Source organism: Aeromicrobium panaciterrae (assembly GCF_039537165.1).
In the GTDB taxonomy this organism is placed as follows: domain Bacteria; phylum Actinomycetota; class Actinomycetes; order Propionibacteriales; family Nocardioidaceae; genus Aeromicrobium; species Aeromicrobium panaciterrae.
In genome coordinates, this window is record NZ_BAAAZZ010000002.1 from 2,018,658 (window position 1) to 2,038,532 (window position 19,875).

Below are 19,875 nucleotides of genomic sequence, written 5' to 3' on the forward strand. Positions count from 1 at the left end.
TCAAGTCATGATCCTCAATCCGGAAGCATTCGTACGAGCTGACCTCCAGCGCCGCCTGGAGGTGTCCGCCAAGCGCCATCCCGCGCCGTCCGAGACCCAGTGCACCCCGTGCCGCAGCGACGTGCCGAGGATTCGACTCCTCGGTGCGCTGCACGACCTGTGGCTGGGATCTCGGGTCAGGGTCTCGTGACCGCTGGCACGGCCCACAAAGAGTCGGTCAAGTCCGGCATCATGGGTGGCATGGCCGCCGACCGGAGTCCCGTGACCCCGCTGGTCGGGCGAGCCGCCGAGCTCCAGCAGCTGCTCGTCGCGGCGGGCATCAGCGACAGCCGCAGTCGTGACGCCGTACTGCTCGGTGGTGACGCCGGCATCGGCAAGACCCGACTGCTCCGTGAGCTGGTCGACCGCGCCGACGCCGCTGGGCATCGCGTGCTCGTCGGCCACTGCCTCGACCTCGGCGACAGCCACCTGCCGTTCCAGCCGTTCGTCGAGGCGTTCGGCGTGCTCGACGACGACGAACGCGACGAGCTTGCCGCGAGATTCCCCGCGCTGGCTCCTCTCCTGCCGTGGAAGGCCGTCGACGAGTCCAACGAGGTCGACCGCACCGAGCTGTTCTCGTCCGTCGTTGCCGGCCTCGACCAGCTGGCGACCGAGCGCCCGATCCTGTTGGTTGTCGAGGACGTCCACTGGGCCGACGGCTCGACCCGCCACCTGATCCGTTATGTCCTGGCCCACACGTTCAGCCAGTCCGTGCACGTCGTCGTGAGCTATCGCGCCGACGACCTGCACCGTCGCCACCCGTTGCGCCAGGCGGTCGCCGAGTGGGTGCGCCTGCCGGGCGTGCGCCGCATCGAGCTGAGCCCGCTGCCCGATGCCGACGTACGCACGCTCATCACGGCTCGCGGCGCCGGCGACCTCGCCGACGAAGGGGTCAAGGCGGTCGTACGCCGCGCCTCCGGCAACGCGTTCTATGCCGAGGAGCTCCTCGATGCCGGTCTCGCCAACCTCCAGGCCGCGCTTCCCGAGACACTTGCCGACCTCCTCCTCGTCAGGCTCGACCGACTCGACGACGATGCCCGCCTCGTCGTACGTGCCGCGTCGTGCTCGGGTGGTCGCGTCACCGACCAGGTCCTCGCCGCCGTGGTCGGGCTGCCCCCCGCGCAGCTGGATGAGGCGCTGAGGTCTGCCATCGACCACAAGGTGCTGTCACAGGTCGCGGGCGAGTCCTACGGGTTCCGCCATGCATTGCTCGCCGAGGCCGTCCACGACGACCTGCTGCCCAGCGAACGCCGGCGCATCAACCTCGCCTACATCAGCGCGCTGACCGCCGACGGTGCCAAGGGGCCTGCGGCCGAGATCGCGATGCATGCCGCGGCGGCCGGCGATCTGACGCGCGCCTTCACCGCCAACGTCGAGGCCGCCGAGGACGCCGTACGCGTGGCGGGCTACGACGAGAGCGCACACCACTACGAGAACGCCCTCGAGATCGTCGACGCGGCACCCGAGGGCACCGACATCGTCGGACTCGTCGTGGCTGCAGCCGACGCCGTGCTCACCGCGGGTCACCTCTATCGCTCCCTCGCACTGCTGCGCGACCACCTCGACCAGCTCCGCGCTGATGCGCCGACCGAAGACCGCGTGCGCCTCCTTCTCGCGATCGGCAACACCGCGTTCTATGCCGGGCTCGATCCCGAGGCTCAGGCCACCAGCTCCGAGGCGCTCGAGCTGGTCGGCGACGAGCGCACCGTGCTGCGCGCCGAGGCCGAGGCCCTGGGTGCCCGCATCGCCTCCGACCAGCGCAAGGACGAGGAGGCCATGGAGCGTGGCGAGTTCGCTGCGACGCTGGCCGAGGAGCTCGGTGCCGCGCACGTCATCGCCGATGTCACGACGACGCTGACCCGTCTCGTCGCACGTACCGGCGGCGCCAATCTCGACAAGGCCCGCCAGCGCTACAACGATCTGGTGGCTGCCTCCCGCGCCGACGGCAACATCGCCGGAGAGCTGCGTGGCCTGCACAACCTCGCGTTCGTCCTCTACAACGCCGGCGAGCTCGACGACGCCGAGCAGGCGTTCCGTGCCGCGATGGCGCGAGCCGAGAAGACGGGTCGACCGTGGGCCCCCTACGGCTTCGACGGCCGGGCGTTCGCCGCCATCATCTGCTACGTACGGGGCCGTTGGGACGACGCGGTCGAGCTCTGGAGCGTCGGTCCCGATGCTCCACCGCTGGCCGAGGCGATCCTGTCCGCAGGCGCGCTCCAGGTCGCCGCAGGTCGTGGTGAGTTCGCCGCGATCGCCCACGAGCAGCGACTTCGCGACTACTGGGAGCAGGACGTCGCGATGACGGTGCACAGTGCGTCCTCCCTGATCGACCTGCACGGTGACTCCGGCGACCTCACGTCGGCACTCAAGGTGCACGACGACGTCGTCGAGACGCTCGACCGCGAGTGGGACGGCCGGCTGTTCCCGGCCCGCCTGCGCTTCACGGGACTGATCGTCGGCCAGTTCGCCAATGCTGTCCCGCGCCTCGCCAAGTCCGAGCACCCCGCGCTCGTACGTCGCGCGACCGAGCTCGAGGCCGAGACGGCCGAGACCATGGCGGCCTATCCGATGATGGGTCCCGAGGGCCTGGCCTGGTACGCCCGCGTGTCCGCCGAGCTCGCCAGGCTCCGCTGGCTCACCGGCATCGACTCGCCGCCCGAGGACGAGCTGCTCAAGCTCTGGCGCGAGTCCGTCGAGGGTTTCGTGGCAGTCGGCCAGCCGTTCGAGCAGGCACGCTCGGCCGTACGCCTCGCCGCGGTCCTCCGTGCTGCGGGACAGGACGACGAGGCCCGCAACGCCCGAGCGTCGGCCCGCGAGATTGCCCAGCGACTCGGTGCCAAGCCGCTGCTCGCCGAGATCGACGAGTCGGGCGGTCGCGCGTCTCGACCCGACGACGAGCTGACTCCGCGCGAGCGCGAGGTACTCACGCACGTCAGCGCCGGACGCAGCAACGGCGAGATCGCCGCGCTGCTGTTCATCAGCACCAAGACGGTGTCGGTGCACGTCTCCAACATCCTCGCCAAGCTCAATGCCTCGGGTCGCACCGAGGCCGCAGCCATTGCCCGCCGCCGAGGCCTCCTCGACTAGGCGACGAGTCGTCGGTTGCCCGACCGCACCGGTAGAATGATCTGGTGCAATTTCACCGCTATGTCGCCCTCGGGGACTCCTTCACCGAAGGTGTGGGCGACGTCGACGAGACGCTTCCCAACGGCGTCCGCGGCTGGGCCGACCGGATGGCCGAGGTCCTCGCCGCCCGTGACGACAGCTTCACCTATTCCAACCTCGCGATCCGCGGCCGCAAGCTGCTGCCGATCCTCGACGAACAGCTCGAGCCTGCCCTGGCGATGAAGCCCGACCTCGTCAGCATCTATGCCGGAGCCAACGACGTGCTCCGCCCGCGCATCGACCTCGACATGTTGGTGGAGGCCTACGACGAGGCGATCGGCCGGCTCGTCGAAGCCGGGGCGCACGTCGTGCTGTTCACGGCCTACGATCCGGGCCGGGTCCCGGTCTTCGCGGCTCTTCGCGGTCGGTTCGCGATCTACAACGAGCTCGTACGTCACGTCGCCGACACCCACGACGCCACACTGGTCGACTTCTGGCGCATGAGTGCCTACCGCGACCCGCGGCTGTGGGACACCGACCGCATGCACATGTCGAGCGCCGGACACCAGCTCATGGCGATCGAGGTGCTCAACGCCCTCGGCATCGAGCACGGTCTCGAGCCGCTCGAGCTCGGCGAGCGCGAGCGACTGTCGCTGGCGCAGCAGACGACGGGCCACGCACACTGGCTCCGCGCCAGCGCCGGTCCGTGGGTCAAGCGCCGGCTCACCGGCCAGTCCTCAGGCGACAACCTCGACCCGCGCTGGCCCGAGCTCGTACGCCTCGACCCGACAACGGCACTCGGCAGCTAGTGACATGATCCGTCTGCCCAAGGTGGGGCCCAGGCTTGCACCGCCGCCGACGGACCTTGATGACGACTCGATGGAGCGCCTCGACGCGTTCATCCGCATGACTGGGGGCGACAAAGTCGTCAACACCCGCCGCCTGCTGTGGCTCGCTGTCGTCTACTCCGGCAACCTCAAGCTCAAGGACGACCACAGCCCGAAGTCGACGGGCGAGACGATCGTCCTCACGCCGCACACCGTGGTGATGACGCCGCAGGAGTTCGTCGGGGTCGCGAAGGTCAACTACTACCTCACCGAGCTCAACGCGGGGGAGTCGATCAAGCCGGCACGTGTTGCGGAGGTCGGCGACGGCGACGGACTGTGGCACCTCGACGGACTGCACCGCCTCCTCGCTGCTCGCATCGTCGGCCGCGACCTCGAAGCCAAGCTCTGGCGCTGACGGGCAAGGCCAACCAGCAGCTGGCCTCCCAGGGTCATGCGGCGTGAGGTTCGGTATCGGTTGTTGCGCAGGGGTTTGCGTTGCGGGTCGATCGTTGGTGGTGGGACGTACTCGGGGTGGCCGTCGGCGGCGAACCAGACTTCCCATCCCCCGCCGCTATGCGCTCCCTTTGCGGGGGGACCCCCCATTTTGTGCGTGGATGATCCGGTGGCGAAATAATTCACTGAAATAACAGGCAAAAAGGCCGACAGAAATCGTCCGCTTCCAGACTACAGAACACCGCCGACGGTCCCGTCAGTCGCCACACCAGCCTGTGGAGATCAGCGCGGCGTCAGGGCGTCGCGTACGGGGATCAGCTTGGCGTTGGACTCGGCCAGCTCGTCGGCGGGGACGGAGTCGGCGACGATGCCACAGCCGGCGAACAGCCGCACCTGCGATCCGTCGGCCTCGACCTGAGCCGAGCGCAGCCCGATGCCCCACTCGCCGTCGCCCGAGGCGCCGATCCACCCGACCGGTCCGGCGTAGCGGCCCCGGTCGAGCTGTTCGAGCTCGGCGATCAGGGCGACCGCTTCTGGCGTCGGCGTGCCTCCGACTGCTGCTGACGGGTGCAGCGATGCCGCCAGGGTCAGCGCGCTGGCCTCGTCCTTGATGACGCCGGTGACATCCGTGGCGAGGTGCATGACGTTGGGCAGGTGCAGGACGAACGGTGCCTCGGGCACGTTCATGCTGGTGCAGTGCGGCGCCAGCGCGTCGGCGACGGAGCGCACGGCGTACTCGTGCTCCTCGAGGTCCTTGCTGGACCGCGCGAGCGAGCCAGCCAGCGCCATGTCGTGGCCGTCATCGCCCGTGCGGCGGATCGTGCCGGCCAGCACGCGGGAGGTCACCAGCCCGCGCTCGAGGCGTACGAGCATCTCCGGCGTTGAGCCGAAGAAGCCGTCGACGTGGAACGTCCAGCAGCTCGGGTAGTCGCCGGCCAGCTTGGTGAGCGGAGCGCGTACGTCGAGGGGCTCCGCGAGCGTGGCGACGAGGTCACGCGCCAGCACCACCTTGTCGAGCTCGCCGGCGGCGATGCGGCTGACCGCCTGGGCCACGAGCCCCTGCCAGGTGACGCTGTCGACCGGGCCGTCGGCGAACGTGGTGCCCTCGGCCGGCAGTGATGCGGGGGACGCCTCGAGGTCCGGGACCGATCCGATGCCGTGGCCGATCACGGTGATCCAGGCGACGCCGTCACGACGGCCGATGACGACCTCGGGCACGACCAGGATGCTGCCGTCGGCGTCGTCGCTGAACGTGAAGGAGCCGAACGTCACGAGTCCGCTGCCGGGAACGTCGACGTCATCGCGTACGACGGCGTGGGCGGCCAGCTCGCGCCACCACTCGGACGCCTCGGAGAAGCGTTCGGCACCGGACGTACGGAACTCCGCGGCGCGGCCCCAGCCGACGATGCCGTCTCCGCCGTGCACCCACGCGAGCGCGTCGTCGGGAGGTAGGAGTGCGAGCAGGTCACCTGGATCGTCGAGACGCGAAGACCGCACCACCAGGGGTACGGCCGCTGCGTCGAGTGCAGGGTTGCTCACAACCAATGAGCCTACCCGTGGCAAGGTGGACAGGTGAGTCGAGCCGGTCTGGACAAAGAGCCCCACGACGTCGCCCGGATGTTCGACGGCGTCGCCGAGAAGTACGACATCACCAACGACGTCCTCTCCATGGGACAGGATCGCCGTTGGCGCAAACGGGTCGTCGACCTCGTGGCGCCGCGACCCGGTGAGCTGATCCTCGACCTCGCCGCCGGTACCGGCACGTCGAGCCAGCCGTTCGCCGATGCCGGTGCGACCGTCGTGCCGTGCGACTTCTCGATCGGCATGCTCGAGGTCGGCAAGAAGGCTCGCCCTGCCCTGCCGTTCGCGGCCGGCGACGGGATGAAGCTGCCCTTCGGCGACAACGTCTTCGACGCCGTCACGATCTCGTTCGGGTTGCGCAACATCCACGATCCGGTCGAAGGACTCCGCGAGATGCTCCGGGTCACCAAGCCAGGCGGACGCATCGTGGTGTGCGAGTTCAGCACGCCGACGTGGGCGCCGTTCGACGCGGTCTACTCCAACTACCTCATGCGTGCGCTGCCGGCAGTTGCCCGCAAGGTCTCGTCCAACCCGGAGTCATACGTCTATCTCGCCGAGTCGATACGAGCCTGGCCGGACCAGAAGGGACTCGCCCTGCGGATGGTCGAGGCGGGTTGGGGCAAGGTCGACTGGCACAACCTGACAGGCGGGATCGTCGCCCTGCATCACTCGATCAAACCCGCGTCCTAGCGGCTAGGCGGGCTGTTCTTCGGGCTCCTGGACCTGGCTGGACTCTGTCGCGGCATGCGCTGGCTTGTGCGGCTCGCGCTCTGCCTCGTGCTCCTCGTCGAGCGGCTCGCCTCGATGGCTGTGCGGCTTGGTCATGATGTGAACCCCCATCCCTTTGGCCAAGAAACTACCTTCAGCAGGGCTCACGCGCGACCGGGGACTCTCACGTAGCCAACGGCCGCGGGGAGTTGGTCAGAAGACAAACTTTCGTTTACACCGTGAGGTCCTTCTGGTTCTGCCATTGTCTTTGCTACACACGCGGCGTGGGGCCGGGGTTTGGTGAGGGAGTCGTGCATGCGGTTCTACGTTTCTCGGGCGGGCGTTTGCGCGCCGAAATGGTTGTTCGCGCTGGTGGCGTCGTTCATTGCTGCGGTGTTGACGGTGACGTTGTTGCCGGCTGATGCGATGGCTGAGGAGACTTCGCCGGTCGAGCAGGCAGAGCCCGCGCCGACTGGTGGTGATTCCGATGGTGATGGGGATCTGGATCGTCCGGACACTGTGTCGGCGGCATTGTCGGCTCGGTTGTTGAAGAAGCCTGTGGAGGATTTGTCGAAGCGAACTGAGACGCTGCGCACCTTTGTGAACCCCGATGGGTCTCTCAGTGATGAGGCGTACGGCACGGCTGTCCGGGTTGAGGACGAGGAAGGGGTATGGGAGGACGTCAACTACGACCTCGAGCCCACCGACGAGGGATATGCCCCTGTCGCTGCAGCCCAGGATGTGCTCGTGGGTGATGGCGGGTCGACCGAGGCTGCACGCCTGACGCTTGATGATGGGTCGTCGTTGGCGGTGTCGTGGCCGGTGAAGCTGCCTGAGCCCACGATTGAGGGTGGTGTCGCGACGTACAAGATTTCTGACGCGACCGATCTGATCGTGTCGGTCACAGGTAGTGGTCTGGCGACGCGTATTCGTCTCAACTCCGAGCCGGCGGCGGATGATCCGGTGTTCACTCTTGGGTTGCGCGCCGACGACCTCAATATCGATCAGGTCGCGTCGGGTGGTTTGAAGATCACCGACCAGCACGGCAAGCAGGTGGGTGCGACGACGTCGCTGATGGCGTGGGATGCCGACCTCGACCACGGCGGAGACCCGGAGAACATCGTCCCGGTGACGGCAGAGCTCGAGGATGTGTCAACCAACGGTGACGTAGCGACCCATGACCTGAACCTGACGGTCGAGGATGGCTTCTTGTCGGATCCGTCGACGACGTACCCGGTCACGATCGACCCTGACCTGTCGGCGATCTCGGCGTTGAGTGACACGTGGGTGCGTTCTGGCACGACAGCTGTTCAGGGGTGGTCGTATCGGTTGTTGCTGGGCAAGATCAGCGGCGACGCCAACACCAACGCGGCACGGACGCTCCTTCGGTGGCCGTCGGCGCCGTTGACCGCTATCGCTGACAAGACGATCGTGAAGGCGAGGATGTCGCTGTTTCAGTATGAGTCCGGGTCGTGTGAGCCACGGTCGGTCTACATGTTCCCGTTGGACGCGACTTTCAACGAGAACACCACTGTGTACTCGAATGCCCCGGCCACCTTGGCTGGTACGGGTGATGAGGGGACGCTGTCCCAGAACAAGGGCCGCAACGGGTGTCCGGGCGAGGCGGGCACAAACGGTTACGTCGCGGTGGACATCTCCAAGATGGCCACCGCCTGGTCCAAGGGACCGTCCGATGGTGGCTATGCGAGCAACGGCATGCTGTTGACCGTCCCGGCCGCGTCGGTTGGTGATGCCACGTATGAGCGGCGGTTCTGTTCACGCAACCCGGATGCTGCTGATGACGTCTGCAAGACGGCCGGCACCACGCCGGTGCTCCATGTGACGTATAACGGTCCGCCTGCGGTGGCGATGACACCGTCGGTGGACACGTCGATGCCGTCACGTACGTGGGACGGCAAGCTGTACGTGGCATCGACGAAACCGCTGTGGTTGAGTTCGGCGACGGATCCTGAGGCGTCGACGGTGAAGTACACCACGGAGGTTCGTACGTCGACGAGCAGCGGCACGGTGACGGCTGAGTGCACCACTGACTTGGTGGCAGCAGGCACCCCAGCGACGTGCGCTTCGACGACGGCCCTGACGAATGGCAGCACTTATTTCGCGCGGACGAAGGCCACTGATTCCCTGGGTGAGGTGGGCGGTTGGTCGCAGTGGCAGGAGTTCGTGGTCGACACCAGCACGCCGTCAGTCCCGAACATCGCCTGTACCGACTACACCAGCGGCCAGTGGTACACCACGCTGCCGGCGACGACGACGACGTGCACGTTCACCGCCGCTGAGGGCGTTGACATCGACTGGAAGGTCAACGGCACCCAGAAGACCGCGCTGAACCTCACCGGCGGCACGGCCACCGGTCCTGCTGTTGATGTCGAGGCCAACGGCTACACCCAGATCGACGCCCGCGCTCTCACCCGTGCCGGTGCGGTGTCGGCGTGGAAACCGTTCGCTTTTGGCACCGGTGGTGCGGTGTTGAACGCCCCCGTTGATGGTGACCGTTCCACGTCCACGTTCCCTGTGGAGGCGGTTGGACCCGGCAGCGCGACTAGCGCAAAGGTGCAGTGGCGGTTCGCGCCCGACACAGACGGTGACCTCACCACTGGGTGGGCGGACGCGACGAACGTCAAGAAGGTCTCTGACAACAGTGTGTGGGACGGAAGTGTTAGCGGCACCGACACGTCCAAGACGCCGGCATTGAAGTGGGACCCGCGGGCCGAGACTGGTATCAACGCGCCTGCGCTCGTAGAAGTGCGTGTGGTGTTCAACTACGCCGGCCCGACCACGAAGATCTCACCGCTCAAGCGGGTGCAGGTGGTCTCGCATGCCTTCGGCGGTTCGTTCCCGACCCAGGAGTTCGGTCCCGGTCAGGCAGCGTTGTTCACCGGTGAGTTCCAGCTCTCTGAGTCCGATGTCAACGTGCCCGGCTACGGCGAAGCGCTGTCGATTGGCCGTTCACACCTGTCCCTGGCCTCCGATGCGAGCGGGCAAGCAGGTGTATTTGGGCCGGGATGGATCGCGGATCTGTCAGGTCCTGACTCGGGAGTCGCCGGGTTCACGGTCATAGATCGCACCGCAACCGACGGCACGATCCAGCTGTTCAACCCCGAAGGCGAGTCGTACGTCTACCAACACGCATCGAAGACCAAGGGCGCGCAGAAGGCAGGCACCTATCTTGGCGTCGGCGAGACTGCCCTTGAGGAAGACACCCTGACCTTGGACGCGTGCAGCGTTACGAAACCGTGTCCAGTGGTGAGCGGTGTCACCTATACCCACCGACTGACCCTGAACGAGTGGGATGGCACCAAGACGAGCTTCCTGCGCAATAGCACCGGTGCTTGGAGAATCGAAAAGGTTGTCGGACCGGAGGCGAACGCCACGACCACATTCGACTACGACAGCGACGGGGACGTCGCCTGGATCTTCGCGCCTACGCCCACCGGAGTCGCGGTGACCTGCAACAAGACAACCTGGACGACAGGGTGTCGCGCCCTCAACCTCATCTACACAGGTTCCGGCTCCGCGAAGAGACTGACCGAAGTCAAGCTCCACATCTGGAACCCCAAGACGGCAGCCGGTGACACGGGCTCAGCCGGTATGGACACCATAAGTGTCGCCAAATACTCCTACAACGGCAGCGGCGAGTTGACTGCCGCATGGGACCCACGCATGGACAACCCCGATGGTTCGTCCCTGAAGACTGAGTATGAGTACGCACAAGTCAACGGCAAGACCAAGGTCACCAAGATCACCGACCCAGGCGTCAAGCCGTGGCGGTTCGAATTCGACAGCGACGGGAAGATCAAGCGGATCAAGCGCGAACAGGACGCAGCGGTTGGTAGCGGTGACGCCACGTGGACGATCCAGTATGGGCTCGCTCTGGCTGGCACCGGCGATGGTTTGCCGGACATGTCATCGGATGCCACCAAGGCTTGGGGTCAAGGACCTGACGACGCACCGGTGGGCGGCACAGCTGTGTTCGGGCCCGACCAGGCACCAGACGACACCCCAACGGCCGGTGAGTTCGAGTACGCGGATCTGTCGTACTTCACCCGCACAGGCCGCACCACCAACACCGCCTCCTACGGTGCCGGTGCGTGGCAGATCGACACCGACAAGTACGACACGACAGGCAACACGATCTGGTCGTTGTCGGCGGAAGGTCGCCGCCAGGCACTGGCCGAAGGTGGCAACAACATCGAGCTCAGCGCCGGTGCGGCCGACAAGTACGCCACCTGGACGGTCTACAACGCGACAGGCACCAGGGTTGAGCGGACGTTTGACCCCACGAGGTCGATTGTCCTGAACGATGGCTCTACCGTGGTGGGTCGCACCATGACCGAGACCGACTACGACGATGAGGCGGCCGCCGGACTGATGCCGGGCCGCCCCACCACCGACGTCCCACCCGAAGGTTTCGGGCTGGCCGTGGAGGAACGCACGTCGGTGACCGACAAAGCGTCACCGGGTGCAGCGGGCTCAGCGTTCGACATTCGCGCGACCCGTTACCAATACAACCCAGTGGTCGCAGGTGACGGGGACGGGTGGCTGTTGAAGACGCCCACCCGTGTGCTGACCCAGGACGGTGGCGGTTGGTCGACCACGATCAGCCGCTTCGACACCGAAGGCAAATCGATCCAGACCCGTACACCCCAAGGTGTGGCAACCGGCGAGCAGACCCGGTGGATGAACACCGTCTACTACACGGCTGACACGTCTGCCTCTCGCGCCGAGTGCGACAGCAAACCGCAGTGGGCTGGCGAGGTGTGCTGGCACGGCCCAGCCACGCAGCCCGGCAGTGGCGGCGACATTCCCTCGACCACCACCATCGGCTACTCGACGATGCTGGCCCCGACCAAGGTCGAGGAAAAGGCCGGCGCCGCCACCCGAACCGACATCACCAGTGTCGACGCAGCGGGACGAACGGTGACATCATCGACGGCAACAACCGGACTTGCGACTGCAGATCGGGCAGTGGCAGCGACCACGACGACGTACTCGCCGACGACGGGTGCGGTCACCTCAGTGACCAACGGTACGCAGACGCAGACAACGACGTATGACTCGTGGGGGCGTGCGTTGACGCAGACCGACGGGACGGGCAACACGGCCACGACGACCTACGATTCAGCGGGCCGTGTCGCCACCGCGAATGACGGCAAGGGCACCACCACCTACACCTACAACGGGACCGATGCGGCGGGCAAGACCGAACGCCGTGGTCTGGTGACCGCTATGGATGTGGGTCTGGGCGGGGACAACGATTCGGCGTTCACGGGCGCCTACGACGCGGCCGGGAACCTCGTTGAACAGAACTCTCCCGGGGGATGGAAAACCCTCAGCACGTTTGACATCGAGGGTAGCGAGAAGTCGCAGATCTACTACCGCGACGGCATCGGGATCACCGCTGAGGTGCAGACGCACGACGCTGACGGTCGCGCCCGGACCCTGGCGTCGGTGTGGTCGACCCAGACGTATGAGTACGACGACCGGGATCGGTTGGTGAAGGCCAAGGACAACCTGTTTGGTCAGTGCACTACAAGGTCGTATGGGTTCAGTGGCGACTCCAACCGCGAGAGCCTGGCGACGTATGCGCCAGGTGCTGGTGGTGTGTGCCAGACGACCACCGCGGCATCAACAGTCACGAGCAGTTTCGACGGCGCTGACCGTCTGACCACGGGCGGGTATGTGTATGACGCTCTGGGTCGCACCACCACGCTGCCCGCTTCCAACACCACCACGGTGGGGGGCGGGAATGTGACGATCGGCTATCACGCCGACGATATGGTCGCGACCATGTCACAGACCGTCTCGGGTGTGATCAAGGCTCAGGACTACACGCTGGACGCCTCGGGCCGGCTGTCGGTCACCAAGAACCTCACCGGCGGAGTGTCGCTGAGCGAGTCGACAGACCACTACGACGGATCGTCTGATGCCCCAGCTTGGACTGAAACCAAGACCCGCCCCGACGCCTCAACCGCGTGGGCGACAGCGTGGGCGCGCAACGTCTCAGGACTGGGCGGAGACCTGGCGGCGATCGAGTCGTCCGACGGGTCGGTGAAGCTGCAATTCGCCAACCTTCACGGCGACGTCGCAATGGTCACCGACCTCAACTTTGCCGGCATCGAGTCGGCGACCGAGTACACCGAATACGGACTCAAACGCGCCGGAACCGGAACCTCCGGACGCTACGCGTGGCTCGGCGCTAAACAACGCGACAGCACCGCCATCGGCGGACTCACGCTGATGGGGGCCAGACTGTATAACCCAACCACCGGTCGCTTCCTGAGTAGGGACCCGGTCGAGGGCGGCAACGACAACACCTACACCTACCCCACCGACCCCATCAACAAATTCGACCTCAACGGTGAAAATTGGTTCACCAAAAAAGTGAAGTCTGGCTGGAGAAAGGTCAAGAAGGGCGGGCGGTGGGCCTGGCGCCACCGGGTAGGAATCACCGGTTCAATCGCATTTGGGGCATGCGTATTCGCGACCGCTGGGGCCTGTGCCGTTGCGGGCGCTGTCGCGGCTGGCGTGAGCATTCATTCCAACTATCGCAAGTACAGGAAAGGCAAGATGAGCAAGAAGGCCTTTTGGGGAAACTCAGCGTTGGATGTCGTAGGTTCGCGATTCAAGGCGATCCGTCAGGGCGGTAAGACTTTCAAGGGCTACAACTTCCGCAGCGTGAAGCGCGCGTTCCTCCGCCATCCTCGCCGTTCGACATTCCGGCTTGCGCGTCAGGGGTATGGTCTGTTTCGCTCGATTACCGGGCGCAACTGGTAGGGATGTCAATGATGACAATTGTCATTGTGATCGCGATGACTTGGTTGGTCGGCCGAGCAATCGTGTACAGCGTGGGGCGCGGAAATCACTTTGCCTGGATCTCGGTCGTGGGATTTGTCCTCATAGGGGTTGGGGGGCGTTGGGGTCCGGACATACTGATGCTCATCGGGGCGGGAGTGGCGTTGGTCGGCGAACTCGTGGTTCAAGGTGGCTTCGATGAGACCTGGCTAAAATGGGCCAAGTCTCGCGATGATCGTCAATAGATAGGCCTGGTCGGCAACATTCCGTAGGTCCACCGCAATGGTGCCGATCGTCGGCTCTCGGTTGGCTACCTATCGTCGGAGAGCGCCGCGCTCCGACGGGGGTGCGGCCGCTGTGCTCCGACCTCGGTAGCAATGCGCCAACGTCGTGGTGCCTCGACATCGCTGCGAGGAGTGGCGCGGAACTGGGACACTGGACACAGGACGAGTCGCTACTCGCCCGATAACGCTCTGGGGTCACGGCACAACGAACCCAGCGGAACCGGCGACAATTGCGGCGAGTTCTTCGATTGATGATGATGGCTGGTTCGCCGACAAATTTCCGATACTCGTCGGCGGCCACTGGTGCTGGGTAATTGCGTCATCGGTTCAGGCTCTCAGAGGGATGACAGCGGCGACCGCTTCACGGAGTGGCGTTCTACGTCGCGACTCGCAGCTAGTCGTGCTTTGCTACCCGGCTTGGCGATTGGTGCGGTGGTTTGCGCCCTTACTGTGGCCGAGTCCGGAGTTGAGGGACTCGCAGTCGGGAGCCTGACGAGTATCGCGTTCATGACTATCCCGGTCGCACGGGCGGCGCACTGGTACCTGTCAATTCAGTCGCCGCGAGTTGCTCATCCTGGACGAGCGTCTTCAGGTCGCGAGCTCACGAGGCTCGGTCTCGATCCCGTGGAGGAGGTAGGAAGCGTCTCGTTGTACACAGGCGATCGCTGGCCAGAGTGGAACCGCTGGGCGACGTTTGCGGCGATCACAGTTACGAAACGAGATCGTTGGGAACCGGAGTTTGAGTGCCCTCACCTTTTCGCCATGAGCGACAACGACACGGAAAGTTGGAACAAATTCTCGCGGATGCGTGTGAGGAGCGCTCCATTCCGTATCGACGTTGGCCTGAGTCCTGACGTCTAGAGTCGGTAACGGCAGTGTCTTGAGACGAAGTTAGTGTGACCTAAGTTACAGCGGGCCCATGGCGGGCGTATCGTGTGACTCGATCAAGTTGTGAACAGATTCACAAGCGCACTTTCGTGTCGTGGATCACACAAGCCCGGGAGGTGTTGTGACGGCCTACACGCCGATCCTCGTTCTGGGCGGGCTGGCGGCAGCGTTCGCGATCTTCAGCATCGCCATCGCGCCCCTCACCGGACCCAAGCGCTACAACCGCGCCAAGCTCGACCGCTACGAATCCGGCATCCAGCCGAGCCCGCTGCCCGAAGGCGGCGGCAAGATCTCGGTCCGCTACTTCATCATCGCGATGCTGTTCATCGTCTTCGACATCGAGATCATCTTCCTCTACCCGTTCGCAGTCGCTTTCGACTCGCTCGGCTGGTTCGGCCTGATCGAGATGTTCATCTTCATGGCCACGGTGTTCGTGGCTTACGCGTACGTCTGGCGCCGCGGAGGTCTCGAATGGGACTGACCGTGGCGAACGAAAAGGTGGCACGACGTGGGAATTGAAGAAAAGCTGCCCAGCGGTGTGCTCCTCTCCACGGTTGAGGGGCTCGCCGGCTACATGCGCAAGGCCTCGTTCTGGCCAGCGACGTTCGGCCTCGCCTGTTGTGCCATCGAGATGATGACGTTCGGCGCTCCGCGCTTCGACTCCTCGCGCTTCGGCATGGAGGTCTTCCGCCCCTCGCCGCGGCAGGCCGACCTGATGATCGTCGCCGGCCGCGTCAGCAACAAGATGGCCCCGGTCCTCCGCCAGATCTACGACCAGATGGCCGCCCCCAAGTACGTCCTCGCGATGGGCGTGTGCGCCAGCTCCGGTGGCATGTTCAACAACTACGCGATCGTCCAGGGCGTCGACCACGTCGTACCCGTCGACATGTACCTCCCCGGCTGCCCGCCGCGCCCCGAGATGCTGATCGACGCCGTGCTCAAGCTGCACGACCAGATCCAGCACCAGAAGCTCGGCTCCAACCGCCTCGCCGAGATCAAGGCCGAGGAGAAGGTCGCGCTGCTCGCCACGCCGACCTCGGCCATGAAGGGCCTGATGCGCTGATGGTCGAGAAGCAGGACGCGTCGCACGAGGTCAACGCGGAGGTCGTCAAGAGCGACGCCGTTCAGCTCGAGGTCGTCAACGTCCGCGAAGGTGCGTTCGGCGCACACGGCACCGGCGACACCAGCGGCTTCGGCGGGCTGACCCAGCCGGTCATCATGCCCGGCGCTGCGCAGAAGCCCTACGGCGGTTGGTACGACGAGGTCGCCGACAAGCTCGCGACGCTGACACCGCCAGACGCGATCGAGAAGATCGTCGTCCACAACGGCGAGATCACGTTCTTCATCCGGCGTCATGCGCTGCTCGAGACCGTGACGCACCTGCGCAACGACCCGGCGCTGCGCTTTGAGTTCTGCTCGTCGCTGTCGGGCGTGCACTTCCCGCACGAGACCGACCGCGAGCTGCACGTCGCAATCCACCTGCTGTCGATGACGCACAACCGCCGCATCCGCGTCGAGGTCGTCGCACCCGACTCCGACCCGCACATCCCGAGCATCGTCAGCATCTATCCCACAGCTGACTGGCACGAGCGCGAGACGTACGACTTCTTCGGCATCATCTTCGACGGGCACCCGGCGCTGACCCGCATCATGATGCCGGACGACTGGCCCGGCCATCCGCAGCGCAAGGATTACCCGCTCGGCGGCATCCCCGTCGAGTTCAAGGGCGGCACCATCCCGGCGCCCGACCAGCGCAGGAGCTACTCATGACTGCCACCACAGATCCGTACGCGGGCACCACCGAGACCAGCGACGGCCCGGTCTTCACCGTCACCGGGCAGGACTGGGACACGATCGACCCGTCGGCCGTCGAGGGTGACCACCTCGTCATCAACATGGGACCGCAGCACCCGTCAACGCACGGAGTGCTCCGCCTGGTGCTCGAGATCGATGGCGAGACCGTACGTGACGCTCGTGCCGGCATCGGCTACCTGCACACCGGCATCGAGAAGAACATGGAGTTCCGCACCTGGACGCAGGGCGTGACGTTCTGCACCCGCATGGACTACGTCGCTCCGTTCTCCAACGAGGCGGCGTACGTCATGGCGGTTGAGAAGCTCCTGGGCATCGAGGCGCCCGAGAAGGCCCAGACGATCCGCGTCCTGTTGCTCGAGCTCAACCGCATCTCATCCCACCTGGTGTGCCTCGCCACCGGCGGCATGGAGATCGGCGCGCTCACGGTCATGACGATCGGCTTCCGTGACCGCGAAGAGATCCTCAACCTGTTCGAGATGATCACCGGGCTCCGCATGAACCACGCGTACTTCCGCCCCGGCGGGGTCGCGCTCGACCTGCCCGACGGCGCGATCGAGAAGATCCGTGCCACGGTGCGGCTGCTCAAGAAGCGGCTTCCGGAGTACGCCGCGCTCTGCAACGCCAACCCGATCTTCAAGGGCCGCCTCAAGGGCGTTGGTCACCTCGACCTCGCCGGCTGCCTCGCCCTCGGCCTGACCGGCCCGGTCCTGCGTTCGACGGGCTACGACTGGGATCTGCGCAAAAAGCAGCCCTACTGGGGCTACGAGACGTACGACTTCGAGGTCGTCACCCGCGACGAGCCCGACGCATACGGGCGTTTCCGCGTACGCCTCGACGAGATGTGGGAGTCGCTCAAGATCGTGGAGCAGGCCGTCGAGCGCATCGCGTCGATGGAGGGCGAGCCGGTCATGGTCGCCGACAAGAAGATCGCCTGGCCGTCGCAGCTGAGTGTGGGCGCTGATGGGCAGGGCAACTCCGCCGAGCACATCAAGCACATCATGGGCGAGTCGATGGAAGCGCTCATCCACCACTTCAAGATCGTCACCGAGGGATTCCGGGTGCCGGTCGGCCAGGCGTACGCCAGCATCGAGTCGCCGCGCGGCGAGATCAGCTGCCACCTGGTCTCCGACGGCGGTACCCGTCCTTATCGGGCACACTTCCGGGACCCGTCCTTCGTCAACCTGCAGGGCACCTCGGTGATGAGCGAGGGCGGCATGATCTCCGACGTCATCGTCGCGATCGCCAGCATCGACCCCGTCATGGGAGGAGTTGACCGTTGAGCCTCAACAAGGCGACCATCGCCGAGCTCCACGAACTGACCTCTCGCTATCCCGACGCGAGATCCGCGCTGCTGCCGATGTTGCACCTGATCCAGTCCGTCGAGGGCCACGTGACCAACGAGGGCATCGAGCTGTGCGCCGAGATCCTCGGCATCACCGCTGCCGAGGTGTCTGGTGTCGCGACGTTCTACACGATGTACAAGCGCCGCCCCATGGGTGAGCATCACGTCGGTGTCTGCACCAACACCCTGTGCGCGGTGATGGGTGGCGACGCGATCTTCGAGCGGCTCAAGGGCCACCTCGACGTCGGCAACGACGAGACCACCGAGGACGGCAAGGTCACCCTCGAGCACATCGAGTGCAACGCCGCGTGCGACTTCGCACCGGTCATGACGGTCAACTGGGAGTTCTTCGACAACCAGACGCCCGAGAGCGCGATCGAGCTGGTCGACAAGCTGCGCGCCGGCGAGAAGGTGCAAGCCACCCGCGGTGCGACGATCACGTCGTGGCGCGAGGCAGAGCGGGTGCTCGCCGGCTTCGAGGACGGACTCGTCGACGAAGGGCCCGCAGCGGCCGGACCGTCGCTGGCCGGTCTCAACATCGCCAACGAACGTGGTTGGGCCGCTCCGAGCATCAAGGGCGCCAAGGCCAAGAAGGACGAGGTCGCCGACGACAAGGTCGAGGCGGTCGAGCAGGCAGACACCGCTCGAGCCGAGTCCGAGACCGTCGACGAGGAGGGCAAGGAATGACCGACATGCTCACTCCCGTGCTCACCGCCGACTGGGGCAACGATCGCGCCTGGACGCGCGAGGCGTACGAGGCCACCGGCGGCTACGACGCGCTGCGCAAGGCGCTCACGATGGCGCCCGATGACCTCATCACCCTGGTCAAGGACTCCGGACTCCGCGGCCGCGGTGGCGCGGGCTTCCCGACCGGCATGAAGTGGAGCTTCATCCCGCAGGACAACCCCAAGCCGAAGTACCTCGTCGTCAACGCCGACGAGTCCGAGCCCGGCACCTGCAAGGACATCCCGCTGATGATGGCCTCGCCGCACGTGCTGATCGAGGGTGTCATCGTCGCCGCCCATGCGATCCGTGCGGAGAAGGCGTTCATCTACGTACGGGGCGAGGTTCTCCACGTCGTACGTCGACTGCGTGCTGCGGCCCGTGAGGCGTACGAGGCGGGCTATCTCGGCGAGAACATCCTCGGTTCCGGCGTCAACATCGACCTGGTGATCCACGCGGGTGCCGGTGCCTACATCTGCGGCGAGGAGACAGCGCTGCTCGACTCGCTCGAGGGCCGCCGCGGTCAACCCCGTCTGCGCCCGCCGTTCCCCGCCGTCGAGGGCCTGTATGCCAGCCCGACCGTGATCAACAACGTCGAGTCGATCGCCTCGGTGCCGGCCATCGTCCGCGGTGGCGTCGACTGGTTCGGGTCGATGGGCACCGAGAAGTCCAAGGGCTTCACGATCTACTCGCTCTCGGGCCACGTCAGGAGCCCCGGACAGTACGAGGCGCCGCTCGGCATCACCCTGCGGGAGCTGCTCGAGCTCGGCGGTGGCATGCGCGAGGGCAGCGAGCTGAAGTTCTGGACGCCCGGTGGCTCGTCGACGCCGATCCTCACCGCGGAGCACCTCGACATACCGCTCGACTACGAAGGCGTGGGCGAGGCCGGCTCGATGCTCGGCACCAAGGCGCTTCAGGTCTTCGACCAGACGACGTCGGTCGTACGCTGCGTGCTGCGGTGGACCGAGTTCTACAAGCACGAGTCGTGTGGCAAGTGCACGCCCTGTCGCGAGGGCACGTGGTGGCTCGTGCAGACCCTGCAGCGTCTCGACGCCGGCGAGGGCAGGCACGGCGACATCGATTTGTTGCTCGACCTGTGCGACAACATCCTCGGCCGCTCGTTCTGCGCCCTCGGCGACGGTGCGACCAGCCCGATCACCTCGGCGATCAAGTACTTCCGTGAGGAGTTCGAGAACGGGATGCACACGCCGTCGAGCTGGAAGTTCCCGCCGGCCGCATCGACCCTTTTCCCCCAGGAGGTGTCGGCATGATCACGACCACCCCCATCGTTCGG

15 protein-coding genes are annotated in these 19,875 nt (G+C 65.7%); 12 read left to right on the forward strand and 3 right to left on the reverse strand.

Translation table 11 applies throughout. The annotated features are described in order from the left end of the window. Positions 1–7 precede the first annotated feature (7 nt). Genes ABD683_RS10740 through ABD683_RS10755 form a run of 4 tightly spaced genes read left to right on the forward strand, consistent with a single transcriptional unit; the run spans position 8 to position 4,386 of the window. Positions 8–190 (forward strand): hypothetical protein, encoded by a 183-nt coding sequence (locus ABD683_RS10740; RefSeq protein ID WP_344769830.1) that lies wholly within the window; start codon positions 8–10, stop codon positions 188–190. Further along, positions 187–3,126, forward strand: coding sequence for a helix-turn-helix transcriptional regulator (locus tag ABD683_RS10745; RefSeq protein WP_344769832.1), 2,940 nt, complete (start codon positions 187–189; stop codon positions 3,124–3,126). The genes ABD683_RS10740 and ABD683_RS10745 overlap by 4 nt, the downstream gene beginning before the upstream one ends. A gap of 44 nt (positions 3,127–3,170) precedes the next feature. After that, positions 3,171–3,953 (forward strand): SGNH/GDSL hydrolase family protein, encoded by a 783-nt coding sequence (locus tag ABD683_RS10750; protein WP_344769834.1) that lies wholly within the window; start codon positions 3,171–3,173, stop codon positions 3,951–3,953. A gap of 4 nt (positions 3,954–3,957) precedes the next feature. Continuing rightward, positions 3,958–4,386, forward strand: a complete 429-nt coding sequence (locus ABD683_RS10755; protein ID WP_344769835.1) for a hypothetical protein — start codon at positions 3,958–3,960, stop codon at positions 4,384–4,386. 320 nt (positions 4,387–4,706) lie between these two features. Here ABD683_RS10755 and ABD683_RS10760 read toward each other — a convergent pair whose 3' ends face one another. Continuing rightward, on the reverse strand, positions 4,707–5,963 hold the full coding sequence (locus ABD683_RS10760; RefSeq protein ID WP_344769836.1) for an isochorismate synthase: 1,257 nt from the start codon (positions 5,961–5,963) through the stop codon (positions 4,707–4,709). Positions 5,964–5,996: 33 nt separating this feature from the next. On the opposite strand from ABD683_RS10760, the gene ABD683_RS10765 reads away from it, so the two are divergent. Further along, complete coding sequence (locus ABD683_RS10765) at positions 5,997–6,695, forward strand: demethylmenaquinone methyltransferase (RefSeq protein ID WP_344769838.1); 699 nt, start codon at positions 5,997–5,999, stop codon at positions 6,693–6,695. 3 nt (positions 6,696–6,698) lie between these two features. Here the strand turns inward: ABD683_RS10765 and ABD683_RS10770 are convergent, their stop codons facing one another. Beyond that, entirely contained in the window at positions 6,699–6,830 is a 132-nt protein-coding gene (locus ABD683_RS10770; RefSeq protein ID WP_344769840.1) for a hypothetical protein, read from the reverse strand. 206 nt (positions 6,831–7,036) lie between these two features. Further along, entirely contained in the window at positions 7,037–7,309 is a 273-nt protein-coding gene (locus tag ABD683_RS10775; protein WP_344769841.1) for a hypothetical protein, read from the reverse strand. 4 nt (positions 7,310–7,313) lie between these two features. Between ABD683_RS10775 and ABD683_RS10780 the strand changes: the two genes are divergently transcribed. The 7 genes from ABD683_RS10780 (at position 7,314) to nuoF (ending at position 19,852) form a co-directional block, all read left to right on the forward strand. After that, positions 7,314–13,511, forward strand: a complete 6,198-nt coding sequence (locus ABD683_RS10780) for an RHS repeat-associated core domain-containing protein (RefSeq protein ID WP_344769842.1) — start codon at positions 7,314–7,316, stop codon at positions 13,509–13,511. Positions 13,512–14,822: 1,311 nt separating this feature from the next. Then, complete coding sequence (locus tag ABD683_RS10785) at positions 14,823–15,182, forward strand: NADH-quinone oxidoreductase subunit A (RefSeq protein ID WP_344771590.1); 360 nt, start codon at positions 14,823–14,825, stop codon at positions 15,180–15,182. A gap of 27 nt (positions 15,183–15,209) precedes the next feature. Next, positions 15,210–15,764, forward strand: a complete 555-nt coding sequence (locus tag ABD683_RS10790) for a NuoB/complex I 20 kDa subunit family protein (protein WP_344769844.1) — start codon at positions 15,210–15,212, stop codon at positions 15,762–15,764. Further along, positions 15,764–16,471, forward strand: a complete 708-nt coding sequence (locus tag ABD683_RS10795) for an NADH-quinone oxidoreductase subunit C (protein ID WP_344769846.1) — start codon at positions 15,764–15,766, stop codon at positions 16,469–16,471. The genes ABD683_RS10790 and ABD683_RS10795 overlap by 1 nt, the downstream gene beginning before the upstream one ends. Next, entirely contained in the window at positions 16,468–17,796 is a 1,329-nt protein-coding gene (locus ABD683_RS10800) for an NADH-quinone oxidoreductase subunit D (RefSeq protein ID WP_344769848.1), read from the forward strand. The genes ABD683_RS10795 and ABD683_RS10800 overlap by 4 nt, the downstream gene beginning before the upstream one ends. Next, complete coding sequence (gene nuoE, locus ABD683_RS10805; RefSeq protein ID WP_344769850.1) at positions 17,793–18,545, forward strand: NADH-quinone oxidoreductase subunit NuoE; 753 nt, start codon at positions 17,793–17,795, stop codon at positions 18,543–18,545. The genes ABD683_RS10800 and nuoE overlap by 4 nt, the downstream gene beginning before the upstream one ends. After that, complete coding sequence (gene nuoF, locus ABD683_RS10810; protein WP_344769852.1) at positions 18,542–19,852, forward strand: NADH-quinone oxidoreductase subunit NuoF; 1,311 nt, start codon at positions 18,542–18,544, stop codon at positions 19,850–19,852. The genes nuoE and nuoF overlap by 4 nt, the downstream gene beginning before the upstream one ends. The last annotated feature ends 23 nt before the right edge of the window (positions 19,853–19,875 follow it).

Bases quoted from the DNA above. Each gene is read 5' to 3' on its own strand.
- ABD683_RS10800 (WP_344769848.1), top strand. From the start codon at position 16,468: ATGACTGCCACCACAGATCCGTACGCGGGCACCACCGAGACCAGCGAC.
- nuoF (WP_344769852.1), top strand. From the start codon at position 18,542: ATGACCGACATGCTCACTCCCGTGCTCACCGCCGACTGGGGCAACGAT.
- ABD683_RS10740 (WP_344769830.1), top strand. From the start codon at position 8: ATGATCCTCAATCCGGAAGCATTCGTACGAGCTGACCTCCAGCGCCGC.
- ABD683_RS10755 (WP_344769835.1), top strand. From the start codon at position 3,958: ATGATCCGTCTGCCCAAGGTGGGGCCCAGGCTTGCACCGCCGCCGACG.
- ABD683_RS10770 (WP_344769840.1), bottom strand. From the start codon at position 6,830: ATGACCAAGCCGCACAGCCATCGAGGCGAGCCGCTCGACGAGGAGCAC.
- ABD683_RS10795 (WP_344769846.1), top strand. From the start codon at position 15,764: ATGGTCGAGAAGCAGGACGCGTCGCACGAGGTCAACGCGGAGGTCGTC.